The 19,979-nt window shown below is 72.1% G+C and carries 16 protein-coding genes and 1 pseudogene; 7 read left to right on the forward strand and 10 right to left on the reverse strand.

Going from position 1 to position 19,979, the window contains the following annotated elements; genetic code table 11:
• Position 1: 1 nt before the first annotated feature.
• Positions 2-1,249, reverse strand: coding sequence for a pyruvate dehydrogenase (acetyl-transferring) E1 component subunit alpha (gene pdhA, locus OG199_RS21020; protein ID WP_356800558.1), 1,248 nt, complete (start codon positions 1,247-1,249; stop codon positions 2-4).
• A 407-nt stretch (positions 1,250-1,656) separates the two neighbouring features.
• Here pdhA (OG199_RS21020) and OG199_RS21025 point away from each other — a divergent pair, with 407 nt between their 5' ends.
• The 3 genes from OG199_RS21025 to OG199_RS21035 all read left to right on the forward strand — a co-directional run bounded on the left by OG199_RS21025 (position 1,657) and on the right by OG199_RS21035 (position 4,180).
• A complete protein-coding gene (locus OG199_RS21025; protein ID WP_405830765.1) occupies positions 1,657-2,319 on the forward strand; it encodes a response regulator in 663 nt (220 codons plus the stop codon).
• A gap of 118 nt (positions 2,320-2,437) precedes the next feature.
• A complete protein-coding gene (locus tag OG199_RS21030) occupies positions 2,438-2,860 on the forward strand; it encodes a pyridoxamine 5'-phosphate oxidase family protein (protein ID WP_405830767.1) in 423 nt (140 codons plus the stop codon).
• A gap of 102 nt (positions 2,861-2,962) precedes the next feature.
• Positions 2,963-4,180, forward strand: coding sequence for a phosphotransferase (locus OG199_RS21035; protein WP_405834613.1), 1,218 nt, complete (start codon positions 2,963-2,965; stop codon positions 4,178-4,180).
• A gap of 148 nt (positions 4,181-4,328) precedes the next feature.
• Here the strand turns inward: OG199_RS21035 and OG199_RS21040 are convergent, their stop codons facing one another.
• On the reverse strand, positions 4,329-5,888 hold the full coding sequence (locus tag OG199_RS21040; RefSeq protein ID WP_356800561.1) for a protein kinase domain-containing protein: 1,560 nt from the start codon (positions 5,886-5,888) through the stop codon (positions 4,329-4,331).
• A 388-nt stretch (positions 5,889-6,276) separates the two neighbouring features.
• On the opposite strand from OG199_RS21040, the gene OG199_RS21045 reads away from it, so the two are divergent.
• Positions 6,277-7,911, forward strand: a complete 1,635-nt coding sequence (locus tag OG199_RS21045; RefSeq protein ID WP_356800562.1) for a protein kinase domain-containing protein — start codon at positions 6,277-6,279, stop codon at positions 7,909-7,911.
• Positions 7,912-8,222: 311 nt separating this feature from the next.
• Here OG199_RS21045 and OG199_RS21050 read toward each other — a convergent pair whose 3' ends face one another.
• The gene (locus tag OG199_RS21050; RefSeq protein ID WP_168529127.1) at positions 8,223-8,765 is read right to left on the reverse strand and encodes a bacterial proteasome activator family protein; all 543 of its coding nucleotides are present in this window, start codon (positions 8,763-8,765) and stop codon (positions 8,223-8,225) included.
• Positions 8,766-8,930: 165 nt separating this feature from the next.
• Here OG199_RS21050 and OG199_RS21055 point away from each other — a divergent pair, with 165 nt between their 5' ends.
• Positions 8,931-9,389 (forward strand): hypothetical protein, encoded by a 459-nt coding sequence (locus tag OG199_RS21055; RefSeq protein ID WP_405830770.1) that lies wholly within the window; start codon positions 8,931-8,933, stop codon positions 9,387-9,389.
• A 413-nt stretch (positions 9,390-9,802) separates the two neighbouring features.
• On the opposite strand, the gene OG199_RS21060 is transcribed toward OG199_RS21055, so the two are convergent.
• A complete protein-coding gene (locus OG199_RS21060) occupies positions 9,803-10,783 on the reverse strand; it encodes an NAD(P)H-quinone oxidoreductase (RefSeq protein ID WP_356800564.1) in 981 nt (326 codons plus the stop codon).
• A gap of 10 nt (positions 10,784-10,793) precedes the next feature.
• Positions 10,794-11,471 (reverse strand): annotated as a pseudogene (locus tag OG199_RS21065) (potassium channel family protein); the annotation flags it as partial.
• A gap of 343 nt (positions 11,472-11,814) precedes the next feature.
• Between OG199_RS21065 and OG199_RS21070 the strand changes: the two are divergent.
• Entirely contained in the window at positions 11,815-12,924 is a 1,110-nt protein-coding gene (locus tag OG199_RS21070; RefSeq protein WP_356800565.1) for a potassium channel family protein, read from the forward strand.
• A gap of 192 nt (positions 12,925-13,116) precedes the next feature.
• Entirely contained in the window at positions 13,117-13,725 is a 609-nt protein-coding gene (locus OG199_RS21075; protein WP_405830772.1) for a hypothetical protein, read from the forward strand.
• Between the two features lie 124 nt (positions 13,726-13,849).
• Here OG199_RS21075 and OG199_RS21080 read toward each other — a convergent pair whose 3' ends face one another.
• Genes OG199_RS21080 through pdhA (OG199_RS21100) form a run of 5 tightly spaced genes read right to left on the reverse strand, consistent with a single transcriptional unit; the run spans position 13,850 to position 19,934 of the window.
• Complete coding sequence (locus OG199_RS21080) at positions 13,850-15,280, reverse strand: molybdopterin molybdotransferase MoeA (RefSeq protein ID WP_405830774.1); 1,431 nt, start codon at positions 15,278-15,280, stop codon at positions 13,850-13,852.
• A complete protein-coding gene (locus OG199_RS21085; RefSeq protein WP_405830775.1) occupies positions 15,280-16,278 on the reverse strand; it encodes an NTP transferase domain-containing protein in 999 nt (332 codons plus the stop codon). Before OG199_RS21085 ends, OG199_RS21080 begins: the two co-directional genes overlap by 1 nt.
• Positions 16,279-16,303: 25 nt before the next feature.
• On the reverse strand, positions 16,304-17,767 hold the full coding sequence (locus OG199_RS21090; RefSeq protein ID WP_405830777.1) for a dihydrolipoamide acetyltransferase family protein: 1,464 nt from the start codon (positions 17,765-17,767) through the stop codon (positions 16,304-16,306).
• Positions 17,767-18,771, reverse strand: a complete 1,005-nt coding sequence (locus OG199_RS21095; protein WP_356800570.1) for an alpha-ketoacid dehydrogenase subunit beta — start codon at positions 18,769-18,771, stop codon at positions 17,767-17,769. Before OG199_RS21095 ends, OG199_RS21090 begins: the two co-directional genes overlap by 1 nt.
• The gene (gene pdhA, locus OG199_RS21100; protein WP_356800571.1) at positions 18,768-19,934 is read right to left on the reverse strand and encodes a pyruvate dehydrogenase (acetyl-transferring) E1 component subunit alpha; all 1,167 of its coding nucleotides are present in this window, start codon (positions 19,932-19,934) and stop codon (positions 18,768-18,770) included. The genes OG199_RS21095 and pdhA (OG199_RS21100) overlap by 4 nt, the downstream gene beginning before the upstream one ends.
• Between the last annotated feature and the right edge of the window lie 45 nt (positions 19,935-19,979).

Here is a 19,979-nt window from a genome sequence, read left to right on the forward strand (position 1 = left end):
GCTACTTGCCCTCCCCTTCGTCCGCGAACGACGCCTGGTAGGCGGCGAACTGGGCTCGCTCCTCGTCGACGAGCGCGTGCCCGTCCGCGTACACGTTCTCGAAGATCGCGAGGTGGTCGGGGTCCGGCATGGCCCGGACGACTTCGCGTACTCGTTTGCCCAACGTCTCGCTCTCGGCCTCGAGTTCCGCGAAGAATCCCTCGTCCGCGTGGTTTGAGGCCTCCAGATACGCGCGCAGGCGCAGGATCGGGTCCTTCGCCTCCCAGGACTCGCGCTCCTCGTCCGCCCGGTACTTGGTCGGGTCGTCGGAGGTGGTGTGCGCGCCCATGCGGTACGTGTACGCCTCGACGAGCGTGGGCCCCTCGCCGCGGCGGGCCCGCTCCAGGGCCCACTTGGTCACGGCCAGGCAGGCCAGGACGTCGTTGCCGTCGACGCGGACGCCCGGGAAGCCGTAGCCCTGCGCGCGCTGGTAGAGCGGGACGCGGGTCTGCTTCTCGGTGGGCTCGGAGATCGCCCACTGGTTGTTCTGGCAGAAGAACACGACGGGCGCGTTGTAGACCGCGGAGAAGGTGAACGATTCGGCCACGTCACCCTGGCTGGAGGCGCCGTCCCCGAAGTACGCGATCACGGCCGAGTCCGCGCCGTCCTTGGCGATGCCCATGGCGTAGCCGGTGGCGTGCAGCGTCTGCGAGCCGATGACGATCGTGTACAGGTGGAAGTTGTTGCTGTTCGGGTCCCAGCCGCCGTTGTTCACACCCCGGAACATGCCGAGCAGGTTGGTCGGGTCGACCCCGCGGCACCAGGCGACGCCGTGCTCGCGGTAGGTCGGGAAGACGTAGTCGTCGTCACGGGTGGCACGGCCCGAACCGATCTGGGCGGCCTCCTGGCCGAGCATCGAGGCCCACAGACCCAGCTCGCCCTGGCGCTGCAGAGAGGTGGCCTCGGCGTCGAAGCGGCGGCTCAGCACCATGTCCCGGTACAGGCCGCGCAGCTCCTCGGGGGTGATGTCCGCGACGTACGGGTCGTACGTGGCGTCCGCGACCCGCTCGCCCTCGGGCGTCAGCAGCTGGACGAGTTCGGGGTCCGCGCCCGAAGTACCCGGTGCCTTCTTGCCGGCCGCGCCGGTGCCCTTGCTCGCTGCGGTCCTGCTCGCGGCGGTCTTTGAACCGGCCGTACTGGCGCCGCTTTTCGCAGCGGTCGTACCGGCGCTGCGTCGCGGCTTGCGCGCGGCAGTGCTCTCCACGGTCACGTGTGCTCCTCCGTCGGTCCGGCCCCCGGGGTTGCCGGGTGGCTGGGTTCCCTCTCGCTCATCGAGAGCTCGAGGGAGCGGCTCGCCGTTCCAGTACCCGTGCACGGGGTGGGTGCCACTCGGCCGGAACAGGCGTGACAGGTGCCCCGGCGAGCGCCCTGCAACGGTCACGTTACCCAGTGCTCCACATTTCTGTGAAACCCCTCCTGACCTGCGTTTTTGCTTGGATTTCCAAGTACTTTTTAGTCGGATTTCCAAGTAGTTCGCGCGGGTCGGGAACAGTTGCTGGTCACAGCACTGGTCGCAGCCTTGCAGGGGGCCGGAACACCGGCACGTTATCCCGGCCACCCCGGGCACGGGAAGAGTGGACCTCCGCGGGGCCGGGAGTGGTGTGTGACACTTACTTTGTGCCCGAAAACGGAAAAATTACCGTATTTCTCGTTGATGACCACGAGGTCGTACGGCGCGGGGTCCACGAGTTGCTCTCCGTGGAGGACGACATCGAGGTGGTCGGCGAGGCCGGGACGGCGGCCGACGCGCTGGTGAGGATTCCCGCCACGCACCCGGACGTCGCGGTGCTCGACGTACGGCTCCCGGACGGCAGCGGTGTGGAGGTCTGCCGCGAGATCCGGTCCGGCAACGATGCCATCAAATGTCTGATGCTGACCTCCTACGCCGATGACGAGGCACTTTTCGAGGCGATCATGGCGGGCGCGTCGGGCTATGTACTGAAGGCGATCCGCGGCGGCGAACTGCTGGCCGCCGTGCGCGATGTCGCGGCCGGGAAGTCCCTGCTCGACCCGGAGGCCACGGCCCGGGTCCTGGAGCGGCTGCGCGACGGCGGCCCCCGCGGCGACGACCGGCTCGCGCACCTCACCGAGCAGGAGCGCAGGATCCTCGACCTGATCGGCGAGGGGCTGACCAACCGCGCCATAGGCGAGCGGCTGCATCTGGCCGAGAAGACGATCAAGAACTATGTGTCGAGCCTGCTGTCCAAGCTGGGCATGGAGCGGCGTTCCCAGGCGGCCGCGTACGTGGCACGCATTCAGGCGGAGAAGCAGCGCCGCTGACGCGTCCGGGCCGGCATGGGGGCGGGGCCGGTACCCGGGGTTCATTCGGGACCTATGGCCCCCTTACCCGGGACGGGCGGCTCTTGTCCGGTCTCCGCGGATGCCGAAGATTGGAAGGATGCCCACCGACGAACAGCTCGCCGTGGACCTGATGCGCCGCACCGATCACGGCCGGGTGGCCGCCAGTCGGCACGCGCTGCCCCTGCTCGCGGCGGCCCGCCACATCGTGGTGGAGGGACGCGTGCTGTTGCGGATGCACCGGGGCTGCGGAAGCCACCAGGCCTGCGCCGGCGGCATCATCGCGTACGGCACGGACAACCTGAGTTCGGCGCGGCCCGGCGAGAGCCTGTGGTCCGTGCAGATCGTGGGCCGGTGCGAGGCGGTCGAGCCGACCGCGGCGGAGCGGGAGCGTTTCGGACCCGCCCCGCGGCTCGTGGACGGCGAACGGTTCGACCCGGTCTATCTGGGCATCACACCCCAGTTCTGCACCGTGCACTCCACCGACGATGGTCTGGAACGGCAGTTCCAGCACATCCTGTGACCATCTCGTGATCAAACATGACTGTGTGTGACAAACGCAGGTCAGGGGCGTAAACGGTGCCCTAGCATCTGGCGCGTGCCGCGCTCATCCGTACCCATTCCTGTGATTCACGCGCCCCCTCTGGGCGCCCTCCTCCGCCAGTACGCCGCCGGGTCCGCGCTGACCTGCGACCCCGTCGAACAGGGGCTGCTCAACCGCGGCTACCGGCTGCGCACCACACAAGGCCGCTATTTCCTCAAGCACCATTTCGACCCCGAGACCGCCGACCCCGCCGCGATCGCCCGCCAGCACCGGGCGACGCAGCGTCTCGCGGATCTCGGCGTTCCCGTCGCCCCGCCGCTGGCCGGCACCGACGGGCGCACGGTCGCCGTCGTCGGGGGCCACGCCTACGCGCTGCACCCCTGGATCGACGGCGGGCACCGGCACGGCGGTCAGCTCACCACGGCGCAGTGCGCCCGGCTGGGGGGCCTCCTCGGGGTCGTCCACGCGAGTCTGGAACGGGTGATGGAGCGGGTGATGGCCACCCAGGGACGCCCCTCCGCGAAACCGCCCACCGACGCCGGGCCGGATCGGGCCCGGGAGAGGACGCCGGACGAGGCGGCCGGGGCCACCGATATGCCGGAGGGGACACCGGACAGGGGCCAGGAGGCGCCGGACGGGGCCCAGGAGGCGCCGGAGGACACCGGTCCGACCGGAAACACCGGAGACACCGGGAAGACCGCGGCCCGCGCCCATGAGGGCACCGACCCGGCCCGGGGCGCCGATCCCGCGGACACCTTCGCGCTCATCGACCGGCTGCTCGCCAGGGTGCGCAGCCACCGGCCGTCCGACGCCTTCGACGAACTGGCCCGGCACCGGCTCCTGGAACGGCGCGCCCTGCTGGAGAAGCACGCCGACCGGCGGCCTCCGCAGGGCGGCTCGGTGGGCTGGGTGCACGGCGACTTCCACCCGTTCAACCTGCTCTACCGCGACGGCGAACCGGCCGCGATCGTCGACTGGGACCGGCTGGGCGTCCACCCCCGCGCCGAGGAGGCCGTACGCGCCGCGATGATCTTCTTCGTACGGCCCGTCGGCGCGCTCGACCTGGCCAAGGTGCGGGCCTACGCGCGCGCGTACCGGCGCGCTGCGGGCGCGGGGGCCGCCGAACTGGCGGCCGCCGTGCACCGCGTGTGGTGGGAACGTCTCAACGACTTCTGGATGCTGCGCTGGCACTACGAGCGCGGCGACACCCGTGCCGACCCCCAGTTCCCGGCGGCCTCGGCGCTGGCGGTGTGGTGGACACGGGAGTACGACGCGGTGTGCGAGGCGTTCACGGGCTGACCGACGGCCGGACCGTACCACCGGGAACACCCCGGGAGACGGCCAGGACACCCCGTGAGGCCGCTCCGGAGGCCCGGAAACACCACGCGCGCGTGGCGCCCGTTTCCGGGCCTCACGCGCGCGTGGAGGGCGTTTCGGTCGGATCCCCTCAAGGATTCGCGGTGTCGCCACCGCCGTCTCCCGTGGGGTCCGGAGACACCGGCGCATCGCTGCTCGGTTCGTTCGACGGTTGCGAGGGCGTCGACTTCGTCGGGGTGTCCGAAGGCTCGTCGGACGGCTCGTCCGAGGGCCGGCTGCTGTAGCTCTCGGACGGGGTGTCCGACGGCGTGTAGTCCGAACCGGGGTCCGAGCCCGTGCCGTTGTCCGTGGAACTGTCCGTCGAGGTGTCCGTGGAGTCGTCGCTCGGGCTCGCGCTGGGCTCGTCGCCCTTGTCGGACGGCGTGACCGTGGGCGACTGGGTCGTACCGGTGCCGCCACTGCCGCCGCTGCCGCCGCCACCGGTGTTGTTGAGCGCGAGCGCGACCCCCGCCGCGATCGCGATCACCGCGAGCACCGCGAGGATCCACAGCTTGCCGCGACCGCCGCCCCCGTTGCCGTGGCCCTCGAAGCCGCCGTCGTCCCCGCCGCCGTACGGCGGGATGATCGGCGCCGGGATCTGCGTCGTGCCGGATTCACCCGGGTGCGGCAGCGCGCTCGTGCCCGCGAAGCCCGCCGCCGCGCCGTTCAGCCCCTCGTGCACCGTGACCGGCCCGGTGTTCCAGGTGCCGGTGTGTCCGCCCTGGTCGTACAGCATCTGCAGGCCGTACTGGACGAGCCCGCGCATCTCCTCGGCGGTCTGGAACCGGTCGTCCGGCTCCTTCGCGAGCGAGCGCATGACCAGCCCGTCGAGCTCCGGCGGCGCCGCCGCCGCGACCTCGGACGGAGGCACCGGGATGTCCTGGACGTGCTGGTAGACCACCGACAGCGGCGTCTCACCGGTGAACGGGGGCCGCAGCGCGAGAAGTTCGTAGAGCAGGCAGCCGGTCGCGTACAGGTCCGAGCGGTGGTCGACGGCCTTGCCGAGCGCCTGTTCCGGGGAGAGGTACTGCGGCGTGCCCATGACCATGCCGGTCTGGGTCATCGTCGACTGCGCGCCGTGCAGGGCGCGCGCGATGCCGAAGTCCATCACCTTCACGGCACCGGTCTGCGTGATGATCACGTTCGCCGGCTTGATGTCGCGGTGCACGATGCCGTGCTGGTGCGAGTAGGCCAGCGCCTCCAGCACCCCCGAGACGATGATCAGTGCCTGCTCGGGCCCGGGGGCCTCGGCGTTGATGAGCAGGTCCCGGATGGTGCGGCCCTCGACCAGCTCCATCACGATGTACGGGACGACCCCGTGCCCGACCACGTCCTCGCCGGAGTCGTACACGGCGACCACTGCGTGGTGGTTGAGTCCGGCCACCGACTGGGCCTCGCGCGTGAAGCGGGCCTTCGAGACCGGGTCCTCGGCCAGATCCGAGCGGAGCAGTTTGACCGCGACGGTGCGCCCGAGGCGCACGTCCTCGGCCGCGAACACCTCGGCCATGCCGCCCCGGCCTAGTCTGTGGGTCAGCCGATACCGGCCATCCCCCACAAGTCCGCCGTTACCCCACATCTCCGGCGCATCTGACATACCGCCGCCAGTCGCCTCGGGGTCGGACGGGCCCTGAGCGCGCTGCTGCTGTGCCATCAGTCCTCGCCGTCGTTTCTGCCCGCGGTCTGCGCGGTGGTTGTTACGGTCTCCGTCGAGCCACGCTACAGGCTCGGCGCGGGGTGCCGGTCCGAGATGGAATCGAGATGGACCGGCCATCCAACCCGCCCCGGGTACCCGCGCGCAAATCCTGTGTACCGCCCGTACGGCACCTGTAACGCTTCCGCGACGCTTCTTTCGCGTACGGTCACGGAACGGGCACCGAGCTTGACGTGTCACCGCCCTCGGGCAGACTTGGCCGGGAATCAGCCAATCGATCACCGGAACACGGGTGATCACAGTCGATCGATTCGATCACAGTCAATCGATCACGGACCGCGGGAGCAACCAGCCGACGCTGCCGCCGTGCCGATGGGGGACGCAGAACATGAGCCAGGACGGCGCACAGGGCCGGTACCCGGGGCGCGCGGTCGCCGGCGGCCGCTACCAGCTGCGCGATCTGCTCGGCGAGGGCGGCATGGCCTCGGTGCATCTCGCGTACGACTCGGTGCTCGACCGCCAGGTGGCGATCAAGACCCTGCACACGGAACTCGGCCGTGAGCAGGCCTTCCGCGAGCGTTTCCGCCGCGAGGCCCAGTCGGTGGCCAAGCTCACGCACACGAACATCGTCTCGGTCTTCGACACCGGCGAGGACAACCTCAACGGCATGACGACGCCGTACATCGTCATGGAGTACATCGAGGGCAAGCCGCTCGGCTCGGTCCTCGACGCGGACATCCAGCAGTACGGAGCCATGCCCGCCGACAAGGCCCTGAAGATCACCGCGGACGTACTGGCCGCCCTGGAGATCAGCCACGAGATGGGTCTGGTCCACCGGGACATCAAGCCGGGCAACGTGATGATGACGAAGCGCAACGTCGTCAAGGTGATGGACTTCGGCATCGCCCGCGCCATGCAGTCCGGGGTCACCTCGATGACCCAGACCGGCATGGTCGTCGGCACCCCGCAGTACCTCTCTCCCGAGCAGGCGCTCGGCAGGGGCGTGGACGCCAGGTCGGACCTGTACTCGGTCGGCATCATGCTCTTCCAACTGGTCACCGGACGGCTGCCGTTCGAGGCGGACTCGCCGCTGGCCATCGCGTACGCGCACGTCCAGGAGGAGCCGGTCGCGCCCTCCTCGGTCAACCGCTCGCTGCCGCCGGCCGTGGACGCGCTGATCGCCCGCGCGCTGAAGAAGAACCCGAACGAGCGCTTCCCGAGCGCCGAGGCGATGCGCGACGAGTGCCTGCGCGTGGCCCAGTCGCTCCATGCCGCCCCGCCGAGCATCGTGCCGGGCGCCAGGACGTCGAGCGGCGCGGGCGTGGGCTCCGCCGTCTTCCCGCCGGTCGACCAGTCGATGCCGACGCCGGGTCCCGTGCAGACGCCGTACCAGCCGGGCCCCTACGGCGCGCCGACCCCGCCGCCCGCCTCCCCGGCGTACGGCTATCCGCAGCAGGGCGGCTACCAGCCGGCCCCGCAGACCACGCCGTACGGCCCGCAGCACGGTGTGCCGACCCCGCCCCCGTACAACCTCGCGCCCCAGCACGTGACGTCCGCCTCGGGCGGTCCGGGAGGCCGCAGGAGCAACAAGGGGGTCGTCATCGGATCGATCGTCGTCGCGATCGTCGCGATCGGCGGTCTGATCACCGCCCTCTCGATGAACGGCGGCGGCAGTGACGACAAGGGCGGTGGCGGCGGTGCGAGCACCACGACGCCGTCCGTGGTGGCGGGCCACCGCGGTCCGGACACGTCGAAGACGATCGACACGGAGAAGTGCACGGATCCGCAGGAGTCGTACGACGACCCGGACAAGATCCAGGTTCCCGACTTCACCTACCGGTACATCAAGTCGGTCAAGTCCTGCTTCCAGGCCGCGGGCTGGCAGATGAAGGAAACCCCCGTCGACGAGAACACGTACGGCGAGGGCACGGTCATGGAGCAGTTCCCCACCGCGGGAACGGACGTCGACCCGAAGGACATGCCCGAGATCGAGCTGAAGGTCTCGACCGGCGACCCGTCCTGATCCGTCGGTGACGGCCGGTCCCCGACGGCCGGTGGGTCGGCCACCGGCACCCGACGACCGGAAGAAGGAACGGGCCCGGCACCTTCGTGCCGGGCCCGCTGTGTCTGTGCCGGTGTCTGTGCCGGTGTCTGTGCCGTCGAGCGGGCCGGTGCAGCACCGGCCGCGGACCCAGGGGACGCGATACGCACGGCGGGCCGCCGCGCGTATCCGAGCCGCTTCCCCGCCCGCGATCTGCCGCCGGGACCTACGGGTCCCGTGACCTACCGGTAGCTGTGACCTACAGGTGGCCACGACCTACAGGTGGCCACGACCTACAGGTAAGGGCCGCCCGAGCGGCCGCCCGTGCGCGGATCCTCGTCGCCTTCCATGCCGCCGACGCCCGGCGGCAGGGCCCGACGCATCTGCTCCAGCTGTGCCCTGGCCGCCATCTGCTGCGCGAACAGGGTCGTCTGGATTCCGTGGAAAAGTCCCTCGAGCCAGCCCACCAGCTGCGCCTGCGCGATCCGCAGCTCGGCGTCGCTGGGGGTGGCGTCGTGGGTGAAGGGCAGCGAGAGCCGCTCCAGTTCCTCGACCAGTTCGGGTGCCAGGCCGTCCTCCAGCTCCTTCACGGAACTGGCGTGGATCTCCTTGAGCCGGACCCGGCTCGCCTCGTCCAGGGGCGCGGCGCGCACCTCTTCGAGCAGTTGCTTGATCATGCTCCCGATGCGCATGACCTTGGCTGGCTGTTCGACCATCTCTGTCACCGGGACCTCGCGGGAGTCCTCGTCACCGGTGCCACCGAGAGCCATTCCGTCCTGGCCCACGACCAGGATCTGGGGGTTCTCCGGCGACCTTTCGTTCCTCGGCATCTCCATGCCGCCATTGTCTCGCACCACTCCACCTCATCACGGTGGCGCCCCCCACACAGAGTGATCCACTCGGCCGGTCACCGTCGAGATGCCGGGAAGAGGGCGTCATGTGAGGCTTGCCCCAATGATCATGGGACTCCTCTACCGGGAGGGGGTCACCGGCGTGACTCCATGGCTCAGCTCATCCCGCGGGCCGATATTGCTGCTCATACTGGCGACCGCCATGGCATCCCCGTTCTGGGCCGCCTCGTACGCGGCCGCGTCGTCCGCCCCACCGTCCGCGTCACCGGCCACCTCGCCGACCGCTTCACCGGCCGCGTCGTCCTCTGCTTCACCGGCCGCGTCATCCGCTGCGTCGCCGTCCCGGCGGCCGTCCGCATCTCCGTCCCGGCGGCCGTCCCCGTCACCGAGCCGTCGGCCCTCCGCGTCACCGACCCGCCGGCCCTCCGCGTCGCGCTCGCCGGCCGCCCGACCGTCCCGCCCGCCGTCCGTCTCGGCCGCCGCTTCGGTCTCCGGACCGACCCCCGGATCGACCCTCGGACCGGCCCCCGCCGACGCCCCGTCCGTTCCGGAGGCCGCCGGTCCCACCCCGGCCGCGGAGGACTCCCGCGCGGGAAGCGACGCGGGTGAGGGCCGTGCGCGGCCCGGGCGCGAGGAGAGAAACCAGGATGAGGGTGCATACGACGAGGACTCCGCGCCGACCTACACGGACCGGGACCCCCTCCAGGAGAGCCCCGGATCCGACGTCACCACCGGGCCGCCGCCGAACGCGGCCGTACCCGTCGAGCAGCATGTCGTCCGCCCGACCGCGCCGGCACGGCCGACGCTGCGGATCCTGCCCCTGGGCGGCGGCCTGATCCTCATCGGCCTGGGCCTGGGGATGGCCTTCCTCGCCCTGCGCCTGCGGCGCGGCTGAGCGGGCCGCAGGCGCGCCACCCGCCCACCACCACGCCGACCTCCGCCGGCCCGCACGGGGACGGTCGAGGGCACCAAGGGGACGCAGGAGGCACCATGGTGACGCCGGAGGCGCCCATGGGCACGCGTCAGGGAGCGATGAGCAGCACCTTGCCGATGTGACCGCTCTCCTCCAGGATCCGGTGCGCCGCCGCGGCCTCGCTCATCGGCAGCTCACGGTCGACCACCGGGCGCACGTGACCGGAGTCGATCAGCGGCCACACGTGCTCGCGTACGGCCGCGACGATCGCCGCCTTCTCGCCGAGCGGGCGGGCACGCAGCGAGGTCGCGCTGACGGCGCCCCGCTTGGTGAGGAGCGCGCCGATGTTCAGCTCGCCCTTGGCACCGCCCTGCAGGCCGATGATCGCGAGCCGTCCGTTGACGGCGAGGGCCTGCACGTTGCGGTCGAGGTACTTGGCGCCCATGTTGTCGAGGATGACGTCGGCGCCCGTACCGCCCGTGGCCCGCTCGATCTCCTCGACGAAGTCCTGCTCGCGGTAGTTGATGAGGATGTCCGCGCCGAGCTCGGCGCAGAAGTCGAGTTTCTCCTTGGTGCCCGCCGTGACGGCGACCTTCGCGCCCACGGCCTTGGCGAGCTGGATCCCCATGGTGCCGATGCCGCTGGAGCCACCGTGCAGGAGCAGGGTCTCGCCCGGACGCAGATGGGAGATCATGAAGACGTTCGACCAGACGGTGCAGGCCACCTCGGGCAGCGCCGCCGCCTGCTTGAGGTCCAGGCCCCCGGGCACGGGCAGCAGCTGTCCGGCCGGGACGACGACCTTCTCGGCGTACCCACCGCCCGCGAGCAGCGCGCACACCTCGTCACCGACGGCCCACCCCGAGACACCGGGCCCCACCTCGACGATGCGTCCCGCGCATTCGAGACCGGGGTAGGGGGAGGCTCCGGGCGGCGGGTTGTAGAAGCCCTGCCGCTGCATCAGGTCGGCACGGTTGACCGCGCTCGCCACCACCTCGACAAGGACTTCGCCGTCGCCGGGCACGGGGTCCGGGACCTCGTCCCACACCAGCGCCTCGGGCCCACCAGGTTCAGGAATCGTGATCGCGTACATGAAGGCGACGCTACTCCTGCGGGAGGGAACGGGCGCCCGGCGCCACCGGTGGACGCGGAGCGGCCCGCACGATCGTGATGAGCCGGTCGGTCGGCTGGAGCGTCCCGAGGGCCGGATCGGCGTATCCGAGCACCCGATGTCCCCGTACGACGCTCACGACCAGGTCGTCGGTCTCGCGCACGCCCTTGCCCACCTCGGCCCTTATGACCGGGCGTTCGACGATGTCGAGCCCGCTGCCCTGCTGGATGAGGTCCTCCATGACCAGGCCCGCGCTGGGGCTGAGCACGGAGAGTCCGAGGAGCCGTCCCGCCGCGCTGGCGCTGGTGATGACGGCGTCGGCGCCCGACTGCCGCACCAGCGGCGCGTTCTCCTCCTCCCGCACCGCGGCGACGATCTTCGCCTCGCGGTTGAGCTGCCGGGCGGTCAGCGTGACCAGCACGGCCGTGTCGTCGCGCTGGGTCGCGACGATGATCTGCCGTGCCTTCTGGACCTCGGCCCGCACCAGCACGTCGCTGCGGGTCGCGTCCCCGACGACCCCCGCGTATCCGTCGGCCTTCGCCGCGTCGACCGCCTCGGAGCCGGGGTCGACGACCACGACCAGTTCCTTCCTCAGTCCCGTCGCACAGACGGTCTGCACCGCCGACCGCCCCTTGGTCCCGTAGCCGACAACAACCGTGTGGTCCCTCAAGGCCCGCCCCTCCAGCAGTCTTCCGAACGCACCCTACGAACCTGGCAACAACGCACCCTACGAACCTGGCAACGGTGACGACGCTACTGCCAACGGGCGCGACGCCACTGCCGACAGGACGGTCGGCCCGCGTGGTCCAGCGAGCACCCGACGCCTTCCGGCGGTCGCGGGCGAGGCGGTGGGCGTGGTCGGGGTCGTGAGCACATGCGCGGGCGTGGTCACAGGCGTGGGCGTGGGCGTGGGAGCGGCGTGCCGGATTCCGCGGCCTGTGTGCCGGGGGGCGTTCGTCCGGGACCATGGTCACCGTGCCGACCGACTGGATCACCGCCGCAGGGGGCAAGCCATGAGCCACGAGAAGCAGCCCCTCCCCAGACCCGAGAAGTTCTCGATCCTCCGGTCCCTCTGGTACCGGTCGCGGGGTGAAGCCCTGGAGGACGCCGAAGCCGCGCGCGCCATCACCATGCCTGCCGAGAGGACACTGCCGCCGCTCCAGCAGGTCCTGCGGCGACTGGCCATGGCGTTGTTGGTCCTGGCCGTGACGACGCTTCTCGTCTGGGTCGACCGTGACGGCTACAACGACAACGCGGACGGCAGCGTCGACTTCCTGGACGCCGCGTACTACGCGACCGTCACCCTCTCGACCACCGGGTACGGCGACATCACTCCGGTGAGCGACGCCGCCCGGCTCACCAACATCCTGGTCATCACGCCCCTGCGCGTGCTGTTCCTGATCATCCTGGTCGGCACCACGCTCGAGGTCCTCACGGAACGCACCCGCCAACAGGTGCGCGTCCACCGCTGGCGTTCGCGGATGCGGGATCACGTCGTGGTCGTCGGCTACGGCACCAAGGGGAGGCACGCCGTCGAGTCGCTGCTGGGCCAGGGCACGGCGAAGGACCACATCGTCGTCGTCGATCCGCAGCGCAAGGCGGTCGAGGCCGCCGGCAGCGACGGGCTCGTGGCCGTGCTCGGTGACGCGACCCGCACCGACACCCTTCGCAAGGCCGAGTTGCAGACGGCCGCACGTGTCATCGTCGCCCCGCAGCGCGACGACACCGCGGCACTGGTCACGCTCACCGCGCGCCAGCTCAACAAGCGCGCGACTCTCGTCGTCGCGGTCCGGGAGGACGAGAACGTCCCCCTGCTCAGACAGAGCGGCGCGGACACCGTGGTCACGAGTTCCAGCTCGGCCGGCCGTCTCCTCGGCGTGTCCGTGGCCAGCCCGCACGCGGCGGACACTCTGGAGGACCTGATGACCCACGGCAGCGGACTCGACCTCGTCGAACGTGCGGTGACGAAGGACGAGGTGGGCCGGTCTCCTCGCGAGTGCTCCGACCTCGTCGTCGCCGTGGTGCGGCGCAAGAGGGTGCTGGACCACACCGACCCGGAGGCCGCGGCCCTTCAGTTCGGCGACCGGGTGATCAGCATCAGGCAGGGCCCTCCGCGCAGTTGACCGGGCGACGCGCGCTGACGACGCACCAGACACCCATCTCCGCGCCGATATGCGGGGAGTTCTGCTTTTGCACCCGTCCGGTCCCCCGACATCACACGTTGGACATGCCCGACATGACAGTCAATGCGGCCATTAGTACGTTCAACGCAGGTCGGCTGTCCGGCCGACGTCTCCGAGGCAGAGAGAAGTCCCATGCCCACGCGTACTTTCGCCGTGGCCGCCGCCGTAGGCGCAGCGGCCTTCGCCACCACCGGCATCACCTACGCCTCGCCCACCGAGTTCACGCAGGCCGCCCCGTCCGTCCAGCGGGCGGTCTCGCCCGTCAAGAAGGCGGCACCGTCCGCCAAGAAGGCCATCCCCGCCACGCCTCCCCTCGATGGCGGCACCCTGAGCGGGAACAAGGCCGAGGGCGGTGACCGCGGGGGCCGCGGTGGCCGCGAGGGCGGCGGGGGCCGCGAGGGCGGCGGGGGCCGCGACCACGAGGGTCCCGGGTACATCTACTTCAACGAGCGGACGTACTCCGGCTCCATCGAGGGCTGCATCGCCGCGGCCAGCGGGCTGGGCGCCAACAGCTTCAGCATCTACAACGACAGCAGGAGGACCGTCGAGGTCTACCGCGGGTTCAACTGCAACGGCGGCTCCCCGGTCGCCACCGTCGGCCCCCACGGCGCCACCCACGGCGTCGTGACCAGCCCCGTCAACGGAGACGCGTTCGGGACCGACGCGCTGATCGCCGGTGCCATGTTCGGTGACGACGGCGTCGTGGGCAGCTTCCGGGTGGTCCACGACGACGAGTGGTGACAGGCCGCCGCTTCAGCCGCCGCCCCTCCCGGGCGGCCGGAGCACGGTCCGGATGTTTCACGTGAAACACCCCCGATTCCCCTCACCGCCCGGTGCATGAACCGACTCCGGCCGAAGCCCTGACTCATGTCGAGCAGGTACCGACACCGGCCAACGCCCAGGGCAGATCCAGGAGTTCCAGCTCCTGACCCGGGCGGGCGCCACCGGGCGGAACGACCGCGAGAGCGTCGGCGGCGGCGATGCCGCGCAGCATGGCCGGCCCGTTGTAGTGCAGCGGAACCGCCTCGTCCCCGTGCAGGGTGACGGGGATGAGACGGGTGTCGTACGGGTGCCCGTGCACCCCGTCCCTGACGGGCAGTGTGTACGGCTCCGGCGTCACCCGCCCCGCCAGGATCCGCAGCAGCGGCTCGGCGAGTGTGAGCAGGCCGGAGATGGCCGCGAGGGGGTTGCCGGGCAGGCCGACGAGGTGCTGGTTCTCCTTGGTGCGGGCCAGCAGCATGGGATGGCCCGGGCGCACCTCGACCCCGTCCACGAGGAGAGGGGCGCCGATACGGCTCAGGGTCGGGTGGACGTGGTCGACGGGACCCGCGGCGGTGCCGCCGGTCGTGACGATCAGGTCGGCGCCGGAGCCGGTGATCGCCTTGTGCAGGGCTTTGGCGTCGTCGCCCAGTCTGCGCACGGCAACGACGTCGGCGCCGAGCGCTCGCAGCCAGGGCGGCAGCATCGGGCCGAGCGCGTCCCGGATCAGGCCCTCCCGGGGGAGTCCCTCGGTGAGCAACTCGTCACCGAGGACGAGGACTTCGACGCGTGCGCGGGGGATGACGGCGAGGGTGTCGTATCCGGCGGCCGCGGCGAGGCCCAGTACGGCGGGAGTCACCAGGGCGCCGGTGGGCAGAAGCTGGTCACCGCTGCGGCATTCCTGGCCGCGCGGCCGGATGTCCTGCCCGTGGACGACCGTGGGCGTCCCGCCGGCCCGCCCGGAGCCGAGGTTTTCGGGGAGGGTCGCGTGCAGCCGCCCCTTGTCGTCGATGCGTCCGTGTTCGCTGCGCAGTACGGCGGTGGCGTCCCGCGGCACGCGTGCGCCGGTGGCGATCCGCACCGCCTCGCCGTCGGTGAGGGGCTCCGGCTTCGCTCGGCCCGCGAGGACGCCCTCCTCGCGGACGTCCCAGGGGCCGGGACCGGCGACCGCCCAGCCGTCCATCGCGGAGGTGTCGAAGGAGGGCAGGTCCGTGAGCGCGGTGAGCGGCGCCGCGGTCACCAGGCCCAGGGCGGCGTCCAGCGGGACGGAGACGGGAGCGCGGTGCGGCAGGGAACGGGCGGCTCGCTCGGCGGTGGTGCGGGCGCCGGGCCAGGGGGTGGCCTTGTGCTCTCCGCCGTGCCCGGTCCGCACGGTGCGCGAGGGGGGCACGGCCTCGGGCGCGGGTGTGCCGGTCGCGGCGTCGCCGTGGCCTCGCCCGGGGCCCGCCGGGCGTCGGGGGTCCTTGACCAAGGCCAGGGCCTCCTCCACGTCGAATTCGTCGGCGTCCCGGCCGACGCGGGCGCCCGGCGCGGTCATCAGGCGTCCGGAGCGGCGTCGGAGCCGGGTCCGGTGCCGGAACCCGTGGGGGTGGGAGAGCCGGGTGCGGCGCCGGATCCCGCTCCGGGTCCGGCGCCGGGGGTGTCCCCTGGGGTGTCCTCGTCGGCCCAGCGCAGCGCCAGCGCCGCGGCCTTGCGGGCGGCCTCGGCCACGGCCTCGGGGCCTCCCCCGGCCCGCGCGGCCGCGTATCCCACGAGAAACGTGGTCAGCGGTGCCGCGGGCCGCGCCACTCCGTGCGCGGCGTCGCGGGCCAGGTCGAGCAGAACGCCGGTGTCGACGTCCAGGTCGATGCCCAGCTCGTCCTTGACTGCGGAAATCCATTCATCCAACACGTGCCCATGCTCCCTGATACGTGCCCGGGCGGCGGCGATGTCGTCCCAGGTGTCGCAGTCGAAGGACGCGACGGGGTCGGAGATGCGGGTGAGATCCAGCGCGGCGGTGAGCCGTCGCAGCGGCAGACCGGTGAGTCCGCCGTGCGCGGAGTCGAGCGCGGCCAGTTCCCGGCGCAGCGCCCCCGCCCGGTACGCGGCCACGAGCGGCTGGTCTCGGCCGCCGGGGTCGCTGAGCAGTACGCCCTCGGGGCGCCCCGGGCCGCGCGGGGCGTGGCTCCCCCGGAGCGCGTCCAGCAGACGGCGTACCGTCCCCTCGTCCAGGAACGGCAGGTCGGCGGAGAGCACCACGACGTCCTCCGCCGACGTGCGGCGCAGCCCGGCGTCGAGCGCGGCCAGCGGTCCCCCGCCGGGCGGCTCCTCGTGGGCCCAGCGCACGGGTCGCACGGTGGCTCTGGGCTCGGCCACGACCACCGTGGTGGTGGCCGCGGCACAGGCGGCGAGGACCCGGTCGAGCAGGGGGCGCCCGCCCACCCGCACACCGGGTTTGTCCGCGCCGCCCAGCCGCCGGGCAGCGCCACCGGCGAGCACGACGGCGTCGTACGGGGCGGTGGGGCCGGGGACGCCCGGTGGCTCGTACGCGGTCATTCCCCGAGTATGCGGGCCCCGGCGATCACAGGGAACGCAGCAGCACCGCCGGCTGTTCGACACAGTCCGCCACGTACCGCAGGAAGCCGCCCGCCGTACCGCCGTCGCACACCCGGTGGTCGAAGGTGAGCGAGAGCTGGACGACCTGCCGCACCGCCAGCTCGCCCTGGTGCACCCAGGGTTTGGCGACGATCCGGCCGACGCCGAGCATGGCCGCCTCGGGGTGGTTGATGATCGGTGTGGAGCCGTCGACGCCGAACACCCCGTAGTTGTTCAGCGTGAAGGTGCCGCCCGTGAGGTCACCGGGGGTCAGGGTCCCGGTCCGTGCGGCCTCGGTCAGCCGGGCGAACTCGGCGCTCAGCGACTGCGCGTCGCGGGTGTGGGCGTCCCGGACGACGGGGACGACGAGGCCGCGTTCGGTCTGTGCCGCGAAGCCGAGGTGGACGTGACCGAGCCGGACGATCTCGCGCGCTTCCGTGTCGACGGTCGAGTTGAGCTCCGGATGGCGGGCCAGCGCGGCCGTGCAGATCCGGGCCAGCAGCGCGAGCAGGGAGATCTTCGGGCCGCCGGCGGCGTTCATCGCCGCGCGGGCGGCGAGGAGTTCGGTGGCGTCGGCGTCCACCCAGCAGGTCGCGTCGGGGATCTCGTGCCGACTGCGGGAGAGCTTGTCGGCGACGGCGCCCCGGATGCCGCGCAGGGGAACACGGGTGTCGGCCCCGAGGGTGGGGGTGGAGGTGGTTACGGGTGTGCGGGGGACCGCGAGGGTCTCCGCCTGCGGGACGGTGCCGTCGGCCGAGCGCAGCGCGTGCTCCACGTCCGCCCGCAGGATCAGTCCGTCGGGGCCGGAACCCGTCAGTTCCCTCAGGTCCAGGCCGTTCTCCCGGGCGATCCTGCGCACCAGCGGGGAGATGACGGGAACGGGACCGGTCGTCCGTGCCCCCGCGCTCCCGCGTTCCCGCGCGTCCGTCAGCCCGTGCGCGTCCGTGCGCTCCGGCACGGGCGCGCGACCCGGGGCCGCCGTGTCCACGCCTGCTCCGCGGCCCGTGCCGAGTGGTCCGGACGTGCCGTCCACTCCCCGGTGGGCGGCCGGTGAGCCGCCGTTCGACAGGGCTCCGTCGGCGGGCCGGACGGGCGCGACCGGGCTGGTCCGCACCCTTCTGCGGCGCGCCGGAGGCGCCCCCGTGCCGTAGCCCACGAGCACATTGCCGGACCCTTCGTCCGCACCGCCGGACGCCGGCGCGTCGCCGCCGACCGCGACCGTCAGCAGGGGGGAGCCGACCGGCAGTTCCGTACCCTCCTCGCCGAAGCGGGCCGTGACCACGCCCCCGTAGGGACACGGGACCTCGACCATCGCCTTGGCGGTCTCCACCTCCACGACGGGCTGGTCGACGGCGACGACGTCACCGACCTCGACGAGCCAGCGGACGATCTCCGCCTCGGTGAGGCCCTCGCCGAGGTCGGGAAGCTTGAACTCCAGCACCTGGGCCATCAGTTGTCCGCCTCCCACTGGAGACGCGCCACGGCGTCCAGGATCCGGTCGACGCCGGGCAGATGGTGCCGCTCCAGCATCGGCGGCGGATACGGGATGTCGAACCCGGCCACACGCAGCACCGGCGCCTCCAGGTGGTGGAAACAGCGCTCGCTCACCCGGGCCGCTATCTCCCCGCCGGGGCCGCCGTAGCCGCCCGACTCGTGCACGACGACCGCGCGGCCGGTCCGCCGCACCGAGGCCGCCACCGTCTCGTCGTCGAAGGGGACGAGGGAGCGCAGATCGACGACCTCGAGGTCCCAGCCCTCGGCCCGCGCGGCCTCGGCCGCCTCCAGGCAGACGGGCACGGACGGCCCGTAGGTGATGAGCGTGGCGCTGCGGCCCGGCCGGCGCACCACCGCGCGGCCTATCGGCTCCACGGACTGCGGCTCGTCGGGGTTCCAGGAGTCCTTCGACCAGTACAGCCGCTTGGGCTCCAGGAAGACCACCGGGTCGTCGGAGGCGATGGAGGCGCGCAGCAGCCCGTAGGCGTCGGCGACCGTCGCGGGCGTGACGACATGGAGCCCCGGAGTGGCCATGTAGTAGGCCTCGGAGGAGTCGCTGTGGTGCTCCACGCCGCCGATGCCGCCGCCGTACGGGACACGGATGGTCAGCGGCAGCGGCATGGCGCCGCGGGTGCGGTTGCGCATCCGCGCCACGTGCGAGATCAGCTGCTCGAAGGCCGGGTAGGCGAAGGCGTCGAACTGCATCTCCACGACCGGCCGCAGCCCGTACATCGCCATGCCGACGGCCGTGCCGAGGATGCCCGCCTCGGCGAGCGGGGTGTCCGTGCAGCGGTCCTCGCCGAACTCCTTGGCGAGGCCGTCGGTGACGCGGAAGACACCGCCGAGGGTGCCGACGTCCTCGCCCATGACGTGAACGCTCGGGTCGGCGGCCATGGCGTCGCGCAGCGCGCGGGTGAGGGCCTGCGCCATGGTGGCGGGTTTGAGGGCGACGGTGGTCATCGGCCGCTGCCTTCCGACTCGGATCCGGCTGCGGAGTCCGGCTCGGCCCCGGCCGCCAGCTCCGCACGCAACTGCGCTTCCTGTTCGCGCAGTTGGGGTGTGGGCTCGGCATACACATGGGCGAACAGGTCCATGGGGTCGAGCACCGGGTCCTGGTTCATCCGGGCGCGCAGGTCCGCGGCCATCGTCTCGGCGGCCTCACGGGCGGCCTGGATGCCCTCCTCGTCGAGGAGACCACGCGTGGTCAGCTCCTGCTCCAGGAGCACGATCGGGTCGTGCGCGCGCCAGGTCTCGACCTCGGAGTCACCGCGGTAGCGGGTCGCGTCGTCGGCGTTCGTGTGGGCCTCGATGCGGTACGTCACGGCCTCGACGAGCGTCGGACCGCCGCCCGCGCGCGCGTGGCGCACGGCGTCGCTCAGGACCTCGTGCACCGCCGCCGCGTCGTTCCCGTCGACCAGGCGCCCGGGCATTCCGTAGCCGACGGCCTTGTGGGCCAGCGACGGGGCCGCGGTCTGCTTGTCGAGCGGGACGGAGATGGCGAAGCCGTTGTTCTGGACGAGGAAGACGACCGGGGCCTGCCACACGGCGGCGAAGTTCAGCGCCTCGTGGAAATCGCCCTCGCTGGTGCCGCCGTCGCCCACCAGGGCGAGCGCGACCACGTCGTCGCCCTTGAGACGGGCGGCGTGCGCGAGGCCCACCGCGTGCGGAAGCTGGGTGGCGAGCGGGGTGCACAAGGGGGCGATGCGGTGCTCACGGGGGTCGTACCCGGTGTGCCAGTCGCCGCGCAGGAGGGTCAGGGCCTCGACGGGGTCGAGGCCGCGGGCGACGGCGGCGAGGGTGTCGCGATAGCTGGGGAAGAGCCAGTCGCGCTCCTCCAGGACGAGCGCGGCGGCGACCTCACAGGCCTCCTGGCCCGTGCTGGAGGGGTAGACCGCGAGGCGGCCCTGCTTGGTGAGAGCCGTGGCCTGGGTGTTGTAGCGGCGGCCTCGCACCAGCTCCGCGTACAGACGGCGCAGCAGATCCGGGTCGACCTGTGCGGCCGCTTCGGTGCCGAGGACGCGATGGGGCAGCGCGTCGGGCAGCAGCGGCGCGGGGTCGGTGCGGGGCTGCCAGGCGGGCGGCGGCGTGGGCCGGTAAGCACCTCGCTGCTCCATGACCGTCATGACGGCACCTCCTCGTGGGAGCGGCTCGGGACGCATCACGGTTGT

The sequence above is a fragment of the Streptomyces sp. NBC_01176 genome, assembly GCF_045039825.1.
Lineage (GTDB): Bacteria > Actinomycetota > Actinomycetes > Streptomycetales > Streptomycetaceae > Streptomyces.

What these genes read in the sequence shown, in the direction of transcription:
- OG199_RS21030 (WP_405830767.1), top strand. Translation starts at nt 2,438, where the DNA reads ATGCCCACCGACGAACAGCTCGCCGTGGACCTGATGCGCCGCACCGAT.
- OG199_RS21040 (WP_356800561.1), bottom strand. Translation starts at nt 5,888, where the DNA reads ATGGCACAGCAGCAGCGCGCTCAGGGCCCGTCCGACCCCGAGGCGACT.
- OG199_RS21045 (WP_356800562.1), top strand. Translation starts at nt 6,277, where the DNA reads ATGAGCCAGGACGGCGCACAGGGCCGGTACCCGGGGCGCGCGGTCGCC.
- OG199_RS21050 (WP_168529127.1), bottom strand. Translation starts at nt 8,765, where the DNA reads ATGGAGATGCCGAGGAACGAAAGGTCGCCGGAGAACCCCCAGATCCTG.
- OG199_RS21055 (WP_405830770.1), top strand. Translation starts at nt 8,931, where the DNA reads ATGGCTCAGCTCATCCCGCGGGCCGATATTGCTGCTCATACTGGCGAC.
- OG199_RS21060 (WP_356800564.1), bottom strand. Translation starts at nt 10,783, where the DNA reads ATGTACGCGATCACGATTCCTGAACCTGGTGGGCCCGAGGCGCTGGTG.
- OG199_RS21070 (WP_356800565.1), top strand. Translation starts at nt 11,815, where the DNA reads ATGAGCCACGAGAAGCAGCCCCTCCCCAGACCCGAGAAGTTCTCGATC.
- OG199_RS21075 (WP_405830772.1), top strand. Translation starts at nt 13,117, where the DNA reads ATGCCCACGCGTACTTTCGCCGTGGCCGCCGCCGTAGGCGCAGCGGCC.
- OG199_RS21080 (WP_405830774.1), bottom strand. Translation starts at nt 15,280, where the DNA reads ATGACCGCGCCGGGCGCCCGCGTCGGCCGGGACGCCGACGAATTCGAC.
- OG199_RS21085 (WP_405830775.1), bottom strand. Translation starts at nt 16,278, where the DNA reads ATGACCGCGTACGAGCCACCGGGCGTCCCCGGCCCCACCGCCCCGTAC.
- OG199_RS21090 (WP_405830777.1), bottom strand. Translation starts at nt 17,767, where the DNA reads ATGGCCCAGGTGCTGGAGTTCAAGCTTCCCGACCTCGGCGAGGGCCTC.
- OG199_RS21095 (WP_356800570.1), bottom strand. Translation starts at nt 18,771, where the DNA reads ATGACCACCGTCGCCCTCAAACCCGCCACCATGGCGCAGGCCCTCACC.
- pdhA (WP_356800571.1), bottom strand. Translation starts at nt 19,934, where the DNA reads ATGACGGTCATGGAGCAGCGAGGTGCTTACCGGCCCACGCCGCCGCCC.